Origin of the sequence: Mesorhizobium sp. B2-4-7, assembly GCF_006442685.1 — a bacterium.
In the GTDB taxonomy this organism is placed as follows: domain Bacteria; phylum Pseudomonadota; class Alphaproteobacteria; order Rhizobiales; family Rhizobiaceae; genus Mesorhizobium.
This window is the reverse complement of record NZ_VFVH01000007.1, coordinates 30,171-47,808: the sequence shown is the minus strand read 5'-3', so window position 1 is coordinate 47,808 and position 17,638 is coordinate 30,171. Positions and strand designations below refer to the sequence as shown.

The window sequence follows — 17,638 nt, the reverse complement described above, 5'->3', positions numbered from 1 at the left end:
TGGCGCTTCTCCGTTAAGAGTAGCCTGCCCAGGACGATCCGGACTCAGACAAATTTTCATGAAGTTTAGAGCGATGATCGCCGCGTGTAACCTGGTGTTGAGGCTACACTACCAAGCTCTTGCCGCGCATCGCCAGCTAACGGCGGCGCATTGGGAAAGCTTTGGAGCGGAGTATCTCCATCACGGCGACTATCGCTAATGTTGTGCTTCAGCCAGCCGCGAAGCTTAGTATGCTGGTGGCAGGAATTCGATCAGGGCCCTTGTGACGGCGGCCGGCTGCTCCTCCGGAACCCAATGGCCTGAGCCTTCGACTACTACGGCCCGTACGTTTTCGGCGACGTGGCGGAGATGGCCTTCGTACATCGATGCCAGGCCACCCGAACCGCTTATACCGAGTACCGGCATCGTCAGCTTGTGTTTTGCAAAGGCTTTGTTCTGTTCTTCGTCACGCGGGAAAGCCCGGTAGTACTCGAAGCCTGCGCGCAATGCGCCAGGCTGGGCATAAGAACGGCCGTAGACTTCGTCGGCTTCGGTGTCGAACGCGCGAGTATTTACCCCCTCTGCATTGTGAAACCACTTTAAATACTCAAGCTCGCGACCGGCAATGAGCATTTCCGGCACGTCGCGTACGGAGTGGAAGCGAAAATGCCAAGTGCGAGGGCCTTGGATCAATTCGTTCCACGGTTCGATGCCTGGCAGCGGGACGTCAACGATTGCCAGTGTGGTGACTTCCCCCGGGTGCTGCGCCGCATAGGAATAAGCGACCATGCCACCCATATCGTGACCGACGAGATTGAGGACCGGACCAAGGTTCAGCTGATTGACAAGTGCTCGAATATCCTCGGCAATCGCCGCCTTTTCGTAGCCGGCCGCAGGCTTGGCGGTGTCCCCCAAACCGCGCAAATCGGGCGCAAGTACCGTGTAACCGCGCGCCACCAGTTGCGGCATTACAAAGCGCCACATGTATGAGGTCGTGCCCCAACCATGCAACAACACCACGGTTTTCGGGCCGCCTGCTGCCAGCAAATAGTGATAGGCCACACCGTTAACGTCGGCCTTGCCGTCGACGATACGTGCCGACAGGTCGGTCGATTGCCCGAGCGGCACGCCGGAGTGCGGTGCGCTGGCAGAAGTCGATGGCCCGGCAGCAAGAACCGCAATGAGGAAACCAGAAAGAAAGCTAAGGCGCATAAAGCACTCCGGGGTTGTGAGGTACAAAGTGCTCCAAGAGCGGCAAATGCCGTGCAATTTCTATAAGGCGAAAGCTTTAAAGCCTTTGTCGTTATAATAACGCGTTGTACACCTAAGCATATTGCGCTCTGGCCGGCGGTGAGTTGATTACTCAACATGAGGACCACGTAGGCGAAACCTATCGCGGTCCGTTCGGGCGGTGACTTGCTCGCGATCAGCCGCTCCTCGTTTTGAGAAGAATCCTCATACGGCTTGATAGGTCGTGTTTGTGACAGCCGCACGCGGCACGTCGCGCACGAACCAACGTCATCGCATCATTTGCCCCATCTCAGCGACAGTTCCAGCACCTCGGCGTACCTACCCTGCACCTTGGCATCGTACGACAGATGCTTGCGTAGAATAGGTTCGCGGGGCGGATCGGCGCATCTTCTCCCTCGCAAGCCATCACGATCATCGGGCGTCGCCGCTCCTTCGCCCGCTCCTCCCCCCCGAAAGCGACGGTGCAGGTCGACCCGGTGATCGTGATGGTGAGCCGACCCGAGAAGCCGCTCACCAAGGATGGACACGATGAGTATGGATGGACTTTTCACCCTCGGTGCAACCCGCCGCGACGTCTTGTTGGCCAGTTTTTCAGCAGCGGTCATAGCCGGACTGCCAGTCGCTTCGTCATCCGGCGCCCAGCAAAACCCACATGTTCCCACCCCTCAATCAGGACGCAAAACAATGAGCACCATCACAACCAAGGACGGTACGGAAATCTATTACAAGGACTGGGGTAGGGGTCCGCCAATAACCTTCTCACACGGCTGGCCGCTGAATTCCGACGCCTGGGATGCACAGATGCTCTTTCTGGCCCATAATGGCTTCCGCGTGGTTGCTCATGACCGGCGGGGCCATGGCCGCTCCAGCCAGGCCACCTCCGGCAACGACATGGATGGCTACGCGGACGATCTTGCAGCCGTGATCGAGGCGCTGGATCTCCGGGACGCCACGCTGGTCGGGCATTCAACCGGGGGAGGCGAGGTCGCTCGCTATATCGGGCGGCACGGGACGGAACGCGTGGCCAAGGCTGTTCTTATCGCCGCTGTTCCGCCGATCATGGTGAAAACGCCGGCCAATCCGGAAGGTCTGCCGATCGAAGTGTTCGACGGCATAAGGGCCGGCCTCCTCAAGGATCGCTCGCAGCACTATCTGGACCTCGCACAGCCGTTTTATGGTGCAAACAGGCCAGGCGCCACGGTCTCCCAGGGGGTTCTGAATCAGTTCTGGCTCTGGAGCATGCAGGTCGGTCTCGTGAATGCATATGAATGCGTCAAAGCGTTCTCCGAAACCGACTTCACCGAGGACCTCAAGAAATTCGATATACCGACCTTGATCCTGCATGGCGAGGACGACCAGATCGTCCCGGTCAAGGATTCGTCAGTCAAGTCGGAGCGGCTGATCAAGGGCGCAAAGGCCATATATTACCCCGGCGCGCCCCACGGGATCACGGCCACACACCAGGACCAGGTGAACGCCGATCTGCTCGCCTTCATCAAGGGCTAGTGCTCTCAAGCGGCGGTCATGGCTGGCCGCACAACACCGGTGCGGCCAGCCTGACTATGAAAACTCAGCATCGATGGCTCCTGGAGATGCTTTCTGGTCTCAGCCGTCCGAGTTCACGCTGAGAACTGCGGTTGGCAACTGCGGCGGCTCTCGTGAAAATCATCAGAGGCAATGCAAATGGGTATACTTTCAGGAAAGACCGCGTTGATCACCGGGGGAAACAGTGGGATTGGGCTATTCGCCGCGAAAGCTTTCGCGTCGGAGGGGGCGCAGGTCGTAATCACCGGCCGGAGACAGCGTGCGGTCGAGGAGGCAGTCTCCGAGATCGGAGCCGGCGCACTGGGCATTCAGGGTGATGTAGCCGACGTGGCGCACCACGAGGATGTCGCGCGACAGATCCATCAGAGGTTTGGGGCGTTCGATATCTATATGGCGAACGCCGGCGTGAACACCATCACGCATTCGTCGGCAGTTTCCGAAGCCGAGTACGATGCGCAGTTCTCTATCAATGCGCGCGGCGTCTTCTTTGGTGTGCAGAAACTGATCCCGCTGATGCGCGATGGCGGCGCAGTCATACTGACGGGATCAATCGCCAGCGAGAAGGTCTTGGAAGGCCATGCCGTTTATGCAGGCTCCAAGGCAGCCATCGGCGCCTTCGCGCGCAGTTGGGCGATAGAACTGAAATCGCGTCGCATACGCGTCAACGTGCTCAGCCCCGGCCCCGTGGATACGGCTATTCTCGACAAACTGGGTGTCCCGGCCGAAATGCGAGCATCCTTCGAGAAGTCCATGGCCGAAGCAATTCCCCTTGGTCGAATGGGCCAGCCGGAAGAACTGGCAAAAGCCGCTCTGTTCCTGGCATCGGACGCAAGCAGTTTTGTCACCGGTGTCAATCTGCGGGTCGACGGCGGAATGGCATTGCTTTGAGCTGGGGTAGCCAAGTCGCTGCCGTTTGACGGTCGAGCGTCGATCGCCATCCCACTCGGCCAGATCCAAGGTGAAAGGTGGTTTTATAGCTCCCCGGTCTCAGAACCTGTGTCAGGGCCCCCACGCACTTTCAAGGTCCTTTGGAAAGCGTGAAGAGGACCGGGGCGACGCCCCGGTCCTTCCAGGTTCTACAATTTTCGGGTGCTAGTGACCCCAGATGCCCTGGCCCGGGTCCTTGCTGGGAGCAATCGGCTTGCGCACGGTCTCCTGCACGCCGGCATCGTTGCCCGTCTTCCTGATCGAGGAGGTGTGCATGCTCTCGGAAGAAGTTGCGGGTTGCTGGACCGAGTTTGATCCGTAGTGATCGCTTCCGGCGACGGCGTTTCCTGCTGCAACAAGAAGGATTGCGGCAGCAAGAGATGTGTTCTTCATTTTGGTAACTCCATGGTTAATTTTGGATCGTATTCACAATAACAATATAAATGCTGCGTCATTGCGGAACGATCAGACGATGTGGCTGTTTGATCCATACGAAAGCATGGGCTGTGAAGGCCTAAGGTCAGGGGCAATGTCGTTCGCGGTGGGAGTCTTGCCGTTACGCCGGGGCGGCAGTGGTGTTTGGAGGCAGCAGCTCCATGGATTTGTATTGGTCACGAACCCCTGCGCTGCCGGCGATCCGCGTGCGGAATACCCAGGTCACCTGATCGCAGCGATGACCCACCCTGCACCTTGGCATCGTATGACCGACCATTCCGCACAATAGGTCGGCGCCCCGGATCGGCGCATCCTTCTCCACATTGGTCAAACGGAAGGCCGACAAAGGAGAAAGCAAATGCGAAATGTCACTGGAATCCTGGCGCTGGCCGCCGCGCTTGCCGTCGCGGGTGGCGCAACGGCGCAGGCGGCCGGAGCGAAGCCCAAGCCGACGATCGTGCTGGTGCACGGGGCCTTCGCCGAATCGTCGAGTTGGGACGCGGTCATAACCAAACTCGGCAGGGACGGCTATGTGGCGAAGGCGGCAGCCAATCCCCTCCGCAGCGTCGCCAGCGATGCCGCGGCGGTCTCGGCCATCATCCGGTCGGTTCCCGGACCGATCGTGCTGGTGGGGCATTCCTACGGCGGACCCGTGATCACCGAAGCCGCCAACGGCAATCCCAATGTGAAGGCCTTGGTATACGTGGCCGGATTCGCGCCGGATAACGGCGAATCGAGCGCCACCTTGTCCAGCATGTTTCCCGGCAGCACTTTGGCAAGCGCGCTTGCTCCAGTCGCGTCGCCGAACGGCGGCCAGGATCTCTTCATCCAGCCGGACAAATTCCGAGCCCAGTTCGCGGCTGACGTTCCCGAAGAGCAGTCGTCGCTGATGGCCGCCACCCAACGCCCGATCGCGCAGGCAGCCCTGGCCGAGCCCTCGGGCGTAGCTTCATGGAAAACGCTGCCGTCCTACATGATCTACGGCACCGATGACCGAAATATCCCGGCAGCCGTCATGAGCTTCATGGCCAAGCGCGCGCACGCCGTGAAGACGGTCGTCATCGAGGGTGCGTCCCACGCGCTCATGGTCTCGCACCCCGACGAGGTCACCTCACTTATCGAGGACGCCGCATCGGCCAGCGAGTAGCTCGCCGGAAAGCCGACATTCGACCAACACCCCGCAAATCAACACCCTCAACAAAGGAGATTGGAAATGAAGATCGTCGTCATCGGCGGAACCGGGCTGATCGGTTCCAAGACTGTGGAAAGACTGCGCAGGAAGGGACACGACGTGCTTGCGGCCTCACCGAATTCGGGAGTGAACACCGTCACCGGAGAAGGGCTGGCCGTCGCTCTTGCCGGGGCACAGGTCGTCGTCGATCTCGCGAACTCACCGTCATTCGAGGAAAAGGCCGCGCTCGAATTTTTCGCGGCATCCGGGCGTAATCTTCTTGCAGCCGAAGCGGCCGCCGGCGTCCGCCATCACGTCGCGCTGTCTGTGGTCGGCACCGACCGGCTGCAGGACATGGGGTATTTCCGCGGCAAACTGCTTCAGGAAAAGCTGATCAAGGAGTCCGCTATCCCCTACACGATCGTGCACGCCACACAGTTCTTCGAGTTCACCGCCGCCATCGCAAACACCGGCGCCGTAGGGGATACCGTCCACATGTCACCGGCGTACTTCCAACCAATGGCAGCCGACGACGTTGCCGATGCGATGGCGGACGTCGCCCTAGCAGCGCCAGTGAACGGCACGATCGAAATTGCCGGCCCCGATCGCGTTCGTATGAGCGAGCTCGTCGGTCGCTTTCTAAAGGCCACCAACGATCCGCGCAAAATCGTCTCGGATCCTGGCGCTCTCTACTACGGTCAAGTGGCAATCGACGATCAAACGCTTGTCCCCGGCGAGAACGCGCGTATCGGCGCCGTCCACTTCGACGACTGGCTCAGCCGATACACGCCACCGGCGTAAGTACTGAACGCCGGTTTCGCGACCCATCAGACCAGCATTCCCTAGCTCTCATTCCAACAAGGATATCGGACATGATCAGGAAACTCCTCTGTGCAGCGCTCGCCGCCGCATCCGTCACCGCAGCAATGGCCAAAGACGCGGACAGCGTGAAGCTCGTCTACGACCACGCCCTTCCAAATGTGCCCGGCAAGAGCTTGAAAGCCGTGCTCGTCGAGTACGGGCCGGGCGGGACATCGCCGGCGCATACCCATCCCAGTTCCGCGTTCATCTATGCCACGGTGCTGGAGGGGGCGATCCGAAGCCAGGTCAACGGTGGGCCCGTGAAGACGTACCGTGCAGGCGAAAGCTTCTCGGAATTTCCGGGCGACCATCACGCCGTCAGTGAAAACGCCAGCAAGACGGAACGCGCTCGCCTGCTTGCGATCTTCGTCGTCGATACCAACGAGACCAACCTGACGACCTACGCGAAATGAACTGGTGACGCCCTTGCCAAGGTAAGGGCGTCAAACCGACACACAATCGGCGAAGGAAAGGCACTGACATGGATGCGATCGCCAGGCGCACGCTTGCAGGGGTTTCGGTCCCCGATACGCCGCTTGTCGGCCGGGCGATCGAACATGCCCGCCAGCTATGTGAACCGTATTTGTTCAACCACGTGGTTCGATCATGGCTTTTCGCCGTCCGCATCGCACAGGTCCAGAACATCGAGCACGACGGTGAAGTTGTTGCCGTCGGAACCCTGTTGCACGACGTCACGCTCAACGAGACCTTCGCCGGGCCGCGCCGTTTCGAGGTGGAAGGCGCCGATCTGGCTCGCGCCTTCGTCCGGCAAGGCGGCTTCGACGAGCGTCGTGCTCAGTTGATATGGGACAGCGTCGCACTCAACTCGACGCCGTCGATCGGCCTCTACAAGGAGGCCGAGGTGGCGCTGTGCACAGCCGGCATCTGCCTTGATGTCGTGGGCCTGCAATACAGTTTCATCTCTTCCGCCGAGATAGCCAGGATCGTCGGCGAATTTCCGCGTCTTCAAATGAAGCGGCGGATGACGCGATGCTTTTGTCACATCGCCAAGGTGAACCCGGAAACGACCTACGACAACTTTGCCCGGGATTTCGGTGAGCGCTTTGTGGCCGGCTACAAGGCGCCGTCTTCCGTCGATTTTGTGATGAACACTCCCTTCGAAGAGTAAGCGAAACCTCGAACCTGATCTCTCCGGCTGCGGCCGCGAGACGCCTCAAGAGGGCATCATGCGAATTGACAGTCTACATCCAGAAACATCGGCGCGCCTTGCGGCGGTCGACCTCGACACGTCGCTGCGGGCAGCCGCGCTATGGCTGTCCAAGCCGGCCATAGGCCTGGTTGTCGTATGCCATGGCAGTGGCGAGGCGGCAGGCGTGCTGAGCAAGTCCGACCTTGTCCGTCATCTGGCGAATTCGGGGCCGGCGGAAGCGCCGGTATCGACACTGATGAGCCGGTCTTTCGTATCCTGTGGGCCCGATGACGACCTGCATTCGGTCTGGCAGACCATGACAACACAGCGGCTCCAGAACCTACCGGTGCTCGGCGGCGGCGCCAAGCCGATAGGCGTCCTCGATATCCGCGACGCGATGAAGGCGCTCTTCCAACAGGAAGAGCTCCAGGAGCGGCTGCTCGCCAACTATATCGGGGGCGTTGGCTACCAATAGAGGAGAATCTCGCGACGGTGCGATGAGCACGAAAGAGCGGGAGATCTGTCTCGCGAGATGTTTGGTCCCCCACTGGCGATGGTCCGCAGATCGCGGGACATATACTGCAATATGGTTTGGCTTCTTACTCGATCTAATCGACCACTCCCGTCCTCTATTGTACCGTCTTCAAGCAACTGAATTCTGCGTGAGCAAACATGAGGGTTACAATGTCTCGTCCGGAAGTGAAAGTGGATGTCTTCGACAGCCCGCCCGAGATTCCACGAGATGGCCTGCCCATTCAGCTAGCGACCGCCGGCATCGTTCATGACCTTGGCAATCTCATCCAGGTCGCCTCGTCGGCATTGAATCACCTGGCCCGTGACCCGAGCGTCTCGGCGGCTCCAGCGCTTGGGCATGTAATTTCGGGCGCCAGAACTGCCCTGGAACGAGCCGGCGCGCTTGTCCGCCAGACTATCAGTTCCGCCCGAGAGAGCCGCAGAGAAAGCGAATATGCAAATGTCGGCGCCTGTCTGGCTGAAATCGAGACCCTCATTCGAAGTGCGTCGGATCCCAAGATCCGCCTCGAGGTTCGAGTGACGCCGGACTTGCCTTCAGTGAGGTGCAATCGCCTGGATTTGCAGAACGCGATTCTGAACCTGGTATTCAACGCGCGCGATGCATCTCCCAACGGAGGCCTGATCTCGATAAATACCGCAGTGGTCTTTGATGGCTCCTCAGCCGCTCAGGTGGATATCACCACCGCCGACCACGGTGTGGGAATGACCGCCGAGACGATTGCCTTCGCATTCGATCCCTTCTTCACCACAAAAACGGAGGGCCTCGGCGGCGTCGGCCTGCCAATGGTCAAGCGCTTTGCCGAAGAGTCAGGCGGAAGCATCGATATTCAGAGCGCGCCCGGGGCAGGCACAACTGTCACGCTACGTCTGCCCGCGATGCGATAGCGACCGGGCAAGCTACATCCAGCCTCACGCAACGCACATCGAGAGATAGAGATGCACGCAAAGGTCACAGAAAACATTCAGCAGCATCGGTTCGAGCTCCCGATCACCGGTCAAGCCTTCGCAGTGGCCTACTATTCGCTCCAAGACGGCAAGGTAGTGTTGATACATACCGAAGTGCCTTTGGAATTTTCCGGACAGGGGATCGCGTCGCGGTTGGCGCAAGGCACCTTCGAATTGCTCCGCAAAACGGGCCGCAAAGCGGTCTTGAAGTGTCCCTTCATGAGCGGCTTCGTCGCCAGGTATCCGGAATACACCGATGTCGTTGCAGGGTGATCAGGCCCCGAATACAGCTGTTTGCAAAAAAAGGTCTGAGTCGAGATGGACGACCAATATAATTTGCAGAGGTTCGTCAACGCTCAGGATCCGGTCTACGGCGACGCCCTGGCTATACTGCGTCGAGGCGTGATGTGTACTCCATACATGGAGTTGATCTTCCCGAGGTTGGCTGCCGGGCTAAGCGACACTGACGCCGATCCGTACGCGATCACATCACTCGACGAGGCAGGCGCTTACCTCCAATCGCCGATACTGGGCGGTCGTTATCGGGAATGCGTCGGCACACTGCAACGACTTTCCAATCTAAGTGCTCGCGCGGTCTTCGGTGATGAAGATACAAAGAAATTGCACGCGTCCCTAACGCTGTTTTCCGAAGCAAGTAACGACGAGTTCCTGCTCAAGACCATCTTCGACGTCTGGTTCGACGGTCAAATCGACGAGGGCACGATGCGCAAACTCTACTCGATGTCATAACGCCGCCGGCGACCGGCGGATGTGGCCACCGCCGAAACCGTCACCGCCCTATTCTTCCTGTGGCAGAGGCATCAACCCGTGTTCGCCTGGTACGTCGGGGAAGCGGCCTTCGCGCCAGTCCGCCTTTGCCTGCTCAATCCGTTCGGCTGAGGAGGAGACGAAGTTCCAATGAACATAACGTGGTTCGGAAAGAGGCTCGCCGCCGATCAGCATCAGCCGCGCGGCATGGAAGGCAGGCGCCTGGAGCACGATCTCAGCGTCCGGCTCCAGCATGATCAATTCGCCTTCACCGAACGTGCCAAGTTGGCCCATGACTTCGATCTCGCCGGCGACAACATAGATCGCACGCTCGAGATATCCGGGTTTCACCTGATATCGCGCACTGCTGGTGAGCACGATTTCGGCGCAGACCAGGTCGGAGTACGTCCTTGCCGGAGACACCAACCCGTCGGAAACCCCGGCGATTAAAGTGAACTCGACCCCGTCGCCACAGATCCGTGGGATTTCGGGAGCGCCATAATGTGAAAAGTGGGCGGCAACTTCTTCGTGCTTGGTGGGGAGGGCCACCCAGGCCTGAACGCCGAAGAGATTGCTTCCTGGTGCTCGGGCTTCTGGCGACGTGCGTTCGGAATGGACGATGCCGGACCCGGCCGTCATCCAGTTGACCTCGCCGGGGCGGATGGTCTGCACTTCACCGAGATTGTCGTGATGGATAATCTCCCCGTCGAACAGATAGGTCACGGCCGCAATCCCGATATGCGGATGCGGCCCCATGTCGAAACCGCGACCTGCGTCGAATACCGCGGGGCCGAAATGGTCGAACAATATGTAGGGACCGATCATCAGGCGGTTCGAGGAGGGCAGTACGCGCCGTACCTTCAAACCGTCGGCAAAATCACGCATACTCGGCTGCCTAAGTGGGTCGATGCCGACGATGTCGCTTTGGCGGATGGTCATGAATCTAGTCCTTTCGAATGCCTGGTCGACCACGTGCTCGAGCGTGCTCCAATGGGGCGGTGTGGAAGACAGCCTGAATGGCTTTCAGGAGCGCAAATTTGGAGCTCTTGTGCTGCTGGCCGGGGATGCCGGTTTCGCCATAGGCCAACGTCCCCCTCGACAGGGTTGCCGCAAGATCTTCGGCCATCTCGGGCCTGTCGTGCAGGAGCGGCGCGAACCTCTGCTGGTCTATCTCGTAGACCAAGACGTGGGTCATCGCCCGCAATGTCGACGTCTCGCCAATACCTGCGAGCAGGCCGGTCTCGCCGAAGAAGTCGCCAGGTGCAAGCCGGCCAACCTCCTGCACGTTAGCATTGCTTTGGACATGTTGCCGGACGATGACGCCCTTCCGGACAATCATGAGGGATGGCAGCATCTCTCCTTGTTCTGCAATGACGTCGCCCTTGCGGTAGCTGCGAACCAGGATCGTCGCGGCAAGCGCCTCCTGCTCGGCATCCGTTAGCGTCGAGAAGATCGGTATGGCCTTGATCAGGTCGATCGCGGCGAAGCCTTGGGAGGTCGCCGTCCCGTCGATTGGCTGGGAGGTCATGGCAATCGAAGCCGAAAGTGGCGCTGCCAGCAGCACCCCGACCGACCTTGAATGGCGATAGACCAGATCGAAAATTTCGTTCCGAGCTGTAATCCGCTGGTCAAGGCTGGCGACGCGAAATGACAGCTCGATCCCGATTGCCGCCGCATCCAGGCTTGTGATGGCTACCACGGGCGAAGGGTCTTGGAGGATCGAGTTGCAGCTCAGGAGGACCATGCGCATCGTGTCTACGATGATAGCCGGCGTCTTGGTCAGAGTCATCTTTACCGTCACGGTAAGTCCATGGCTCTCGTCTGGGCCGCTAAGGTTTGTTACCCCGATTTTGGCGACAAGGCTGTTCGGAAGTGCGATGACGTTGTGGGCCGGGGTGAGGAGTTGGGTCGAGCGCCAATTGGTCTCTACGACGCGGCCCTCGGTTCCGTCGTTCAGAATGATCCAGTTTCCAAGCACATAAGGGCGGCCGAGGTTAAGCGCGATTCCCGAAAATACGTCGCCAAGCGTATTCTGGAGCGCCAAACCTAGCATGACGGCAAAGACGCCCGACGTGGCGATGAGCGTTCCGACCGGCACGGCAAAGACGAACGCCAGGATTGAAAGGAGCATTCCCGTATAGATGATGCCGACCACGACATCCTGCAGGAGGCGTGCCTCGCGCGGCTGCCGCTCGAACACGATATAGATACGGACAAACCCAATTAGCGCCCAGGCAAGATGGACCCACCACAGCAGCTTGACCGATCCGATGAGGATCGCTCCACTGGTCGTCCCATCGCTTCGTGCGGGCTCGTATGGGACGACCCGCAGTTCGAGAACCATGATCGACATTGCGAGGAAAAAGACGAGCTGGACGATCAACCTCGCATTGGCGAAGCGTCCCGGAACGAGGTTCCAAACGACGATTCCGGCGAGGCCGAGCGACACGATGTAGATCAGAGGTGAGTTCCACCAGTTCATCACCGGACCCAGATCGACCATGATCGCAATCCCTGTTTTTCATCATTCGGAGCAGAGCGGTTGCTGGCGCTCGACATAAAGTTGTCTCGTCGCCTCGACGCAACGGTTCGGTCCAAAGCGTGTTGCTATCGGCGCCTTTGAGACGGGCTGGCGAGACACGATCATCGCCTCTTCCCATCTACGTTTGGTCGCCGGCCACGGCGATCGCGCCTTTGCCGCCGGCCCCCTTGTTCTTCTCGAGCACCGCTTCAGTGATCGAGTTGGGCAGCCGCCGTGGCTTCTCGATTAAGCCTAGCACCGGCAGTGCGATCAGGAAGAAGGCGAAGTAGTAAAGCGTCGCCAACTGAGACATGACGACGTAATTCCCTTCGGCCGGCCGCGAACCAAGCCAGCCGAGAAACAGTCCGTTGGCGACGAAGAGCCAAAAGAACACCCTGTACCATGGCCTGTAAACGGCCGAGCGAACCTTGGACCGGTCGAGCCACGGCACGACGAAAAGCACCACGATCGAGCCGAACATGGCGAGCACGCCACCAAGTTTGGAATCGATCGGCCCGACATTGAAGGTGATGGCGCGCAGGATCGCATAGAAGGGCAGGAAGTACCATTCCGGCACCATGTGCGCAGGCGTCTTGAGCGGATTTGCGACGGTGTTGTTGTCAGGATGGCCGAGATAGTTCGGCAGGTAGAAGACGAAATAGGCGAAGAAGAACAGGAACACGATGATGCCGAACGCGTCCTTGACGGTCGCATAGGGTGTGAAGTCCACGACATCGGTTTTTGATTTCACATCAATGCCGGCTGGATTGTTCTGCCCGACGACGTGAAGCGCCCAGACATGCAAGGTCACCACACCTGCAAGCACAAACGGCAACAGGTAATGCAACGCAAAGAAGCGATTCAGCGTCGGATTGCCGACCGCGAAACCGCCGAGCAGGAGCCGCTGGAACCAGTCGCCGGCCAGTGGGATGGCCGTGAAAAAGTTGGTAATGACGGTGGCTCCCCAGAACGACATCTGTCCCCAGGGCAGCACATAGCCCATGAAGGCGATCGCCATCATAAGCAAGAGGTTGGTGCATCCGAGCACCCACAGCAGCTCACGCGGCGCCTTGTAAGAGCCGTAGTAGAGCCCGCGGCAGATATGGATGTAGGCGGCAATGAAGAAGAAGGAGGCGCCGTTCGCGTGGAGAGAGCGCAGCAGCCATCCCGAATTCACGTCGCGCATGATCTTCTCGACTGAATTGAAGGCCAACCCGGTATCTGGATCGTAATGCATGGCAAGCACGATCCCGGTCAGGATCTGCGAAACCAGCATGACCGTGAGAATGCCGCCGAACGTATAGGCGTAGTTCAAGTTGCGCGGGACGGGATAGACGATGAAGCTATCGTGCACCAACCTCGGCAGCGGCAGGCGGGCGTCGAACCAGCGTTCGATACCGGTCTTGGGCGTATAGGTCGAATTTTTGTCGCTCATCGAAATTGCCCCATCTCAGCCGATACGGATTCTGGTGTCGGAAATGAATTGGAACACCGGCACCGCCATGTTCTCGGGCGCTGGGCCTTTGCGGATGCGGCCGGCAGTATCGTATTGCGAGCCGTGGCACGGGCAGAGCCAGCCTCCGAACTCGCCTTGCTGACCAACCGGGATGCAGCCGCTATGCGTGCAGACCTGGACCATCACGATCCAGGCTTCCTTGCCCGGCGCTGTGCGGTTGGCGTCGATTGCAGGCGCATCGGCCGGCAGATTGGCGTTACGGGCGACCGAATCCTTGAGCTCGGCCAAGCTGACAGCTCTGCCGTCCTTGATTTCCTTCTCCGTGCGGTTGCGCACGACGACGGGCTTGCCGCGCCATTGCACGACCAGCGACATTCCCGGCATCAGCGAGGAGACGTCGACTTCCACCGCGGCCACAGCCTCGGCGGGCAATGCGGCAGTGCCGGTTTCGGTCTGGGATAGCTCGGCCATGACGACGACTCCTCTGATTGGAAAGCTGCTTCAGTGCGTCGGCGTGCAGTCGGAAAACCCGGCCGCGGCCTTTCGCCGTTCGCGTTTGCTCATTTCGAGTTGAACTATGCCGGCCGCAGCGGGATGTGGGCCATCGTGCCAAGGGCCCATGTGTCCAATACTTTCGTTTATGAGCCCTGAGCGAAGGACTGCGGGACTTTCGAGGACGCCAGGCGTAGTGGATGCGAATCCTTGGTTGTTGCCGTTCCCCACTTGAGCGGGATTCCGGCATTGCACGGGCAATCGCAGAACGATTGCTTGGCTTGATCATACCTCGGCATAGGCACGCCTACCTGTCGGTGTCGTAGCCTTCCTCCCCGGCAAGTGAGATCTTCTGGAACCTGATGGACGCCGCTGGCAAGTGCCCAGCTAGGCGGGCGCCGCCGCCGGACAATTGCGAAGCTTCGTCAGGATTCAAAAAGGGAAAACCCGTGAAACTTTACTATAGCCCTCTCGCCTGCAGCCTGGCCGACCACATAGCACTGGAGGAGGCGGGTGCCGCCTTCGAGCGCGAAACGGTCAATCTCAAAACCAAACGAACGGGCTCCGGTGATGATTTCACCACGGTCACGCGCAAGGGGTATGTTCCTGCCCTCGTGCTGGATAGCGGGGAAACGCTGACAGAAAATATCGCCGTCCTCGATTGGATTGCGTCGCAGTACCCGGCACTGGGAGTGGAAGGGCCAATGGGCCGTACCCGCGTTCTCGAAGCGCTGACCTACGTCTCGACCGAAATACACCGAAGCTTCAAACCCATGTGGCACCAAGGCAGCGATGCTGAAAAGGCCAAGGCGCGGACCACGATTACATCGCAACTTGATCTCTTCGCGGACGGTCTCAAGACGGATTTTCTGTTCGGCGAGAAACCCAGCGTAGCGGACTTCTACCTTTTCGTGATGCTTCTTTGGGCAGTCCGCTTCCAAGTCCCTGTTCCAGCTCCTTTGGAAGCGTTGCGCGCCCGAATAGCGGCCCGTCCGGCCGTTCGCATCGCAATGAAGCGCGAGGGCCTTGTCTAAGTGCGAGACCGGCCGCGTGTCGTGTCAACCTTCAGCCACGACACATTACGAAGGAGTTTGTCCATGCTTCTGTTCCTGCAGAACCTCCACCTGATCGCTACCAAGCGCGGCGACGGGCTACGCCCCGAATTTCTAAGCATGGAAGGCGAGGCGGGACTCGGCATGACCTTCCCATGTGATCGCGTCATTCCAGCTCAATGTATGTCTGAACAGCGCTCGGCGGAGCCACCGACGCCTCGGCTGTCCAAGGGGGTTGCCAAGGCATGCCGGCCGGGAACGCCAAGCCGATGAATGAAGCTGATGCCGGCGCCGCGCCATAACAGGTGGCATCCGGACGGTGCCGTGAAAGAGGTTGCAAGAATGGAAAATACAAGACGGCCGGGACAAATTGATCCCTATCGCAGGGCGTTCGTCGGCGTTGCTGCAATGGGTCTGGCTGCTGCTCAGTTCGCGACAGTTCGCTCAGCCGAGGCGCAACGCGTTTCAGGGCTGGACGGAGCAACGGCAGGACCATTGCCGGCTGCCTCGTTCGCAGCGCTCAGGCAAATCGACGCCGGCCTGCTGAACGTCGGCTACGCTGAAGCTGGTCCGTCCAATGGTCCCGTTATTATCCTCCTTCATGGCTGGCCCTACGACATCCACAGCTTTGTCGATGTCGCTCCCCTGTTGGCGATGGCGGGATATCGCGTGATCGTTCCCTATTCGCGTGGCTGTGGCACCACGCGCTTTCTTTCAAGTCAGACTGTCCGCAACGGCCAGCAGTCTGTGCTGGCTGTCGATGTCATCGAATTGATGGACGCGCTGAACATCGGCGAGGCAATCGTCGCCGGCTATGATTGGGGCGCGCGCACAGCCTGCATCATAGCGGCGCTCTGGCCGGAGCGTTGCAAAGCTCTCGTTTCGGTCAGTGGCTATCTGATCGGCAGTCTCGCGGCAAACAGAATGCCGCTGCCGCCGAAGGCCGAGCTCCAATGGTGGTATCAGTACTATTTTGCGACGGAACGCGGCCGGGCCGGCTACGAACAATACCGGCGCGATTTTGCAAACCTTATCTGGCGGATCGCCTCGCCGAAATGGGATTTTGATGACGCCACCTTTGAGCGCAGCGCGGCGAGCCTCGGCAACCCGGATCACGTCAGCATCGTCATTCACAATTACCGCTGGCGGCTCGGGCTTGCCGAAGGCGAACCGGAATATGACGGCCTGGAAAAACGGCTGGCCGAGAGCCCGTTGATCACGGTGCCGACCATCACCCTTGAGGGGGATGCCAATGGCGCACCCCACCCCGACAGCAGTTCCTATGCCAAGAAATTTTCGGGCAGATACGCGCATCGGACCATCACGGGCGGAATTGGCCACAACTTGCCGCAGGAAGCCCCACAGGCTTTCGCCCAGGCAGTCATAGACGTCGGCGAATACTGATCGGGCGAACTCGTGACCAACTGATGCGGAGATGATCCGCGAATTGGGTAAATCCAACTCCGCCCCTCCGGCCCTATGCCGGTCGACCAGTGGCGTTTCGATCAAGATTGAAAGGGATCTGTTGTGGATTCGACATTGCCATCCGCTGTTGCTCAACCGGTCGTCGCGCAACTGACGCGGGCCGCGATATTTCTTGTTGTGACGGTCATTTCCGGACCAGAACACGAAGCGACCGTGCGCGCCTTATGTTGCGATCTTTCCACACTTCTGCGCGCGGTCGGCTCCCGTGACCTCGAGGGCCGGCTCTCGTGTGTCATGGCGTTTGGTTCCGATGTCTGGGACCGCTTGTTTGGAGCCCCCAGACCGAAGGACCTGCATGCATTTCGCGAAATCCAAGGTCAGCATCATGCCGTCTCGACGCCGGGCGACATCCTCTTTCACATTCGTGCATCGCGTATGGACCTTTGCTTCGAACTGGCGACACAGATCATGTCGCAGCTCGACGGCGCAGTCTCCACGGCGGATGAGGTGCACGGCTTCAACTATTTCGATGACCGCGACCTGATCGGCTTCGTCGATGGCACAGAGAACCCGGTGGATGAGCGCGCCGTCAAGGCCGCGATCATCAGCGAGGAGGACCCCTCATTTGCCGGAGGCAGCTATGTGATCGTGCAGAAGTACCTGCATGATCTGAAAGCATGGAACGCGCTTCCAATCGAGGATCAAGAGGGAATTGTTGGCAGAAAAAAGCTCTCAGATATCGAACTGGACGATGACGTGAAACCGACCTCGGCGCACAATGCGCTGACCACGATCGTCGAGGACGGAGAGCAGTTGGAAATCGTACGCGACAACATGCCGTTCGGCGACGTCGGCAAGGGTGAGTTCGGTACCTATTTCATCGGCTACGCCCGTTCTCCGCGCAGAATCGAGCAGATGCTGGAAAACATGTTCATCGGCCGGCCGCCAGGCAACTACGATCGGTTACTGGACTTCAGCCGCGCAGTCACTGGCACATTGTTCTTCGTCCCGTCGACGACATTCCTGGAGAACCTTGCAACGGGGGAAGTCATCTCGACCACTGGTCCGGGCCTGTCGGGTTGACCTGTTTGGAGTAACCGTCAACAGGTTCCCCACCGAATATGAA

19 protein-coding genes are annotated in these 17,638 nt (G+C 59.4%); 13 read left to right on the top strand and 6 right to left on the bottom strand.

Annotated features, from left to right (window positions below; translation table 11 throughout):
• Nucleotides 1-225: 225 nt before the first annotated feature.
• Nucleotides 226-1,191 carry an alpha/beta hydrolase gene (locus tag FJ946_RS19180; RefSeq protein WP_140523142.1) on the bottom strand — a complete coding sequence of 322 codons (966 nt, stop codon included), beginning with the start codon at nt 1,189-1,191 and terminating at the stop codon, nt 226-228.
• A gap of 567 nt (nt 1,192-1,758) precedes the next feature.
• Here FJ946_RS19180 and FJ946_RS19175 point away from each other — a divergent pair.
• Entirely contained in the window at nt 1,759-2,736 is a 978-nt protein-coding gene (locus FJ946_RS19175) for an alpha/beta hydrolase (protein WP_140523145.1), read from the top strand.
• 177 nt (nt 2,737-2,913) lie between these two features.
• A complete protein-coding gene (locus tag FJ946_RS19170) occupies nt 2,914-3,663 on the top strand; it encodes a glucose 1-dehydrogenase (RefSeq protein ID WP_140523148.1) in 750 nt (249 codons plus the stop codon).
• 204 nt (nt 3,664-3,867) lie between these two features.
• Here FJ946_RS19170 and FJ946_RS19165 read toward each other — a convergent pair whose 3' ends face one another.
• Complete coding sequence (locus FJ946_RS19165) at nt 3,868-4,095, bottom strand: DUF680 domain-containing protein (protein WP_013896614.1); 228 nt, start codon at nt 4,093-4,095, stop codon at nt 3,868-3,870.
• Between the two features lie 418 nt (nt 4,096-4,513).
• Between FJ946_RS19165 and FJ946_RS19160 the strand changes: the two genes are divergently transcribed.
• The 8 genes from FJ946_RS19160 (at nt 4,514) to FJ946_RS19125 (ending at nt 9,548) form a co-directional block, all read left to right on the top strand.
• A complete protein-coding gene (locus FJ946_RS19160; protein ID WP_085984582.1) occupies nt 4,514-5,284 on the top strand; it encodes an alpha/beta hydrolase in 771 nt (256 codons plus the stop codon).
• A gap of 66 nt (nt 5,285-5,350) precedes the next feature.
• Nucleotides 5,351-6,109 (top strand): SDR family oxidoreductase, encoded by a 759-nt coding sequence (locus tag FJ946_RS19155; RefSeq protein ID WP_140523151.1) that lies wholly within the window; start codon nt 5,351-5,353, stop codon nt 6,107-6,109.
• Nucleotides 6,110-6,180: 71 nt separating this feature from the next.
• On the top strand, nt 6,181-6,582 hold the full coding sequence (locus FJ946_RS19150) for a cupin domain-containing protein (protein WP_140523153.1): 402 nt from the start codon (nt 6,181-6,183) through the stop codon (nt 6,580-6,582).
• Nucleotides 6,583-6,650: 68 nt separating this feature from the next.
• Entirely contained in the window at nt 6,651-7,298 is a 648-nt protein-coding gene (locus FJ946_RS19145; protein WP_140523156.1) for a hypothetical protein, read from the top strand.
• Nucleotides 7,299-7,356: 58 nt separating this feature from the next.
• The gene (locus tag FJ946_RS19140) at nt 7,357-7,794 is read left to right on the top strand and encodes a CBS domain-containing protein (protein ID WP_140523159.1); all 438 of its coding nucleotides are present in this window, start codon (nt 7,357-7,359) and stop codon (nt 7,792-7,794) included.
• Between the two features lie 209 nt (nt 7,795-8,003).
• Nucleotides 8,004-8,738: an ATP-binding protein gene (locus FJ946_RS19135; RefSeq protein ID WP_140523162.1), complete on the top strand. Its 735-nt coding sequence runs from the start codon at nt 8,004-8,006 to the stop codon at nt 8,736-8,738.
• Between the two features lie 51 nt (nt 8,739-8,789).
• On the top strand, nt 8,790-9,071 hold the full coding sequence (locus tag FJ946_RS19130) for a GNAT family N-acetyltransferase (RefSeq protein ID WP_140523165.1): 282 nt from the start codon (nt 8,790-8,792) through the stop codon (nt 9,069-9,071).
• 45 nt (nt 9,072-9,116) lie between these two features.
• Nucleotides 9,117-9,548 (top strand): DUF1810 family protein, encoded by a 432-nt coding sequence (locus tag FJ946_RS19125; RefSeq protein WP_140523168.1) that lies wholly within the window; start codon nt 9,117-9,119, stop codon nt 9,546-9,548.
• Between the two features lie 48 nt (nt 9,549-9,596).
• On the opposite strand, the gene FJ946_RS19120 is transcribed toward FJ946_RS19125, so the two are convergent.
• From FJ946_RS19120 to petA, 4 genes are all read right to left on the bottom strand, one after another.
• The gene (locus FJ946_RS19120) at nt 9,597-10,505 is read right to left on the bottom strand and encodes a pirin family protein (protein WP_140523171.1); all 909 of its coding nucleotides are present in this window, start codon (nt 10,503-10,505) and stop codon (nt 9,597-9,599) included.
• Nucleotides 10,506-10,509: 4 nt separating this feature from the next.
• A complete protein-coding gene (locus tag FJ946_RS19115) occupies nt 10,510-12,069 on the bottom strand; it encodes a mechanosensitive ion channel family protein (protein ID WP_140523174.1) in 1,560 nt (519 codons plus the stop codon).
• A gap of 157 nt (nt 12,070-12,226) precedes the next feature.
• On the bottom strand, nt 12,227-13,522 hold the full coding sequence (locus tag FJ946_RS19110; RefSeq protein WP_140523177.1) for a cytochrome b N-terminal domain-containing protein: 1,296 nt from the start codon (nt 13,520-13,522) through the stop codon (nt 12,227-12,229).
• A gap of 15 nt (nt 13,523-13,537) precedes the next feature.
• The gene (gene petA, locus FJ946_RS19105) at nt 13,538-14,014 is read right to left on the bottom strand and encodes a ubiquinol-cytochrome c reductase iron-sulfur subunit (protein WP_023767325.1); all 477 of its coding nucleotides are present in this window, start codon (nt 14,012-14,014) and stop codon (nt 13,538-13,540) included.
• A gap of 470 nt (nt 14,015-14,484) precedes the next feature.
• Here petA and FJ946_RS19100 point away from each other — a divergent pair, with 470 nt between their 5' ends.
• From FJ946_RS19100 to FJ946_RS19090, 3 genes are all read left to right on the top strand, one after another.
• Nucleotides 14,485-15,069 carry a glutathione binding-like protein gene (locus FJ946_RS19100; RefSeq protein WP_140523180.1) on the top strand — a complete coding sequence of 195 codons (585 nt, stop codon included), beginning with the start codon at nt 14,485-14,487 and terminating at the stop codon, nt 15,067-15,069.
• A gap of 360 nt (nt 15,070-15,429) precedes the next feature.
• Nucleotides 15,430-16,491 carry an alpha/beta hydrolase gene (locus tag FJ946_RS19095; protein ID WP_140523455.1) on the top strand — a complete coding sequence of 354 codons (1,062 nt, stop codon included), beginning with the start codon at nt 15,430-15,432 and terminating at the stop codon, nt 16,489-16,491.
• 123 nt (nt 16,492-16,614) lie between these two features.
• On the top strand, nt 16,615-17,595 hold the full coding sequence (locus FJ946_RS19090; protein WP_210239471.1) for a Dyp-type peroxidase: 981 nt from the start codon (nt 16,615-16,617) through the stop codon (nt 17,593-17,595).
• Nucleotides 17,596-17,638 lie beyond the last annotated feature (43 nt).

Bases quoted from the DNA above. Each gene is read 5' to 3' on its own strand.
- FJ946_RS19180 (WP_140523142.1), bottom strand. From the start codon at position 1,191: ATGCGCCTTAGCTTTCTTTCTGGTTTCCTCATTGCGGTTCTTGCTGCC.
- FJ946_RS19175 (WP_140523145.1), top strand. From the start codon at position 1,759: ATGAGTATGGATGGACTTTTCACCCTCGGTGCAACCCGCCGCGACGTC.
- FJ946_RS19170 (WP_140523148.1), top strand. From the start codon at position 2,914: ATGGGTATACTTTCAGGAAAGACCGCGTTGATCACCGGGGGAAACAGT.
- FJ946_RS19165 (WP_013896614.1), bottom strand. From the start codon at position 4,095: ATGAAGAACACATCTCTTGCTGCCGCAATCCTTCTTGTTGCAGCAGGA.
- FJ946_RS19155 (WP_140523151.1), top strand. From the start codon at position 5,351: ATGAAGATCGTCGTCATCGGCGGAACCGGGCTGATCGGTTCCAAGACT.
- FJ946_RS19150 (WP_140523153.1), top strand. From the start codon at position 6,181: ATGATCAGGAAACTCCTCTGTGCAGCGCTCGCCGCCGCATCCGTCACC.
- FJ946_RS19145 (WP_140523156.1), top strand. From the start codon at position 6,651: ATGGATGCGATCGCCAGGCGCACGCTTGCAGGGGTTTCGGTCCCCGAT.
- FJ946_RS19140 (WP_140523159.1), top strand. From the start codon at position 7,357: ATGCGAATTGACAGTCTACATCCAGAAACATCGGCGCGCCTTGCGGCG.
- FJ946_RS19135 (WP_140523162.1), top strand. From the start codon at position 8,004: ATGTCTCGTCCGGAAGTGAAAGTGGATGTCTTCGACAGCCCGCCCGAG.
- FJ946_RS19130 (WP_140523165.1), top strand. From the start codon at position 8,790: ATGCACGCAAAGGTCACAGAAAACATTCAGCAGCATCGGTTCGAGCTC.
- FJ946_RS19125 (WP_140523168.1), top strand. From the start codon at position 9,117: ATGGACGACCAATATAATTTGCAGAGGTTCGTCAACGCTCAGGATCCG.
- FJ946_RS19120 (WP_140523171.1), bottom strand. From the start codon at position 10,505: ATGACCATCCGCCAAAGCGACATCGTCGGCATCGACCCACTTAGGCAG.
- FJ946_RS19115 (WP_140523174.1), bottom strand. From the start codon at position 12,069: ATGGTCGATCTGGGTCCGGTGATGAACTGGTGGAACTCACCTCTGATC.
- FJ946_RS19110 (WP_140523177.1), bottom strand. From the start codon at position 13,522: ATGAGCGACAAAAATTCGACCTATACGCCCAAGACCGGTATCGAACGC.
- petA (WP_023767325.1), bottom strand. From the start codon at position 14,014: ATGGCCGAGCTATCCCAGACCGAAACCGGCACTGCCGCATTGCCCGCC.
- FJ946_RS19095 (WP_140523455.1), top strand. From the start codon at position 15,430: ATGGAAAATACAAGACGGCCGGGACAAATTGATCCCTATCGCAGGGCG.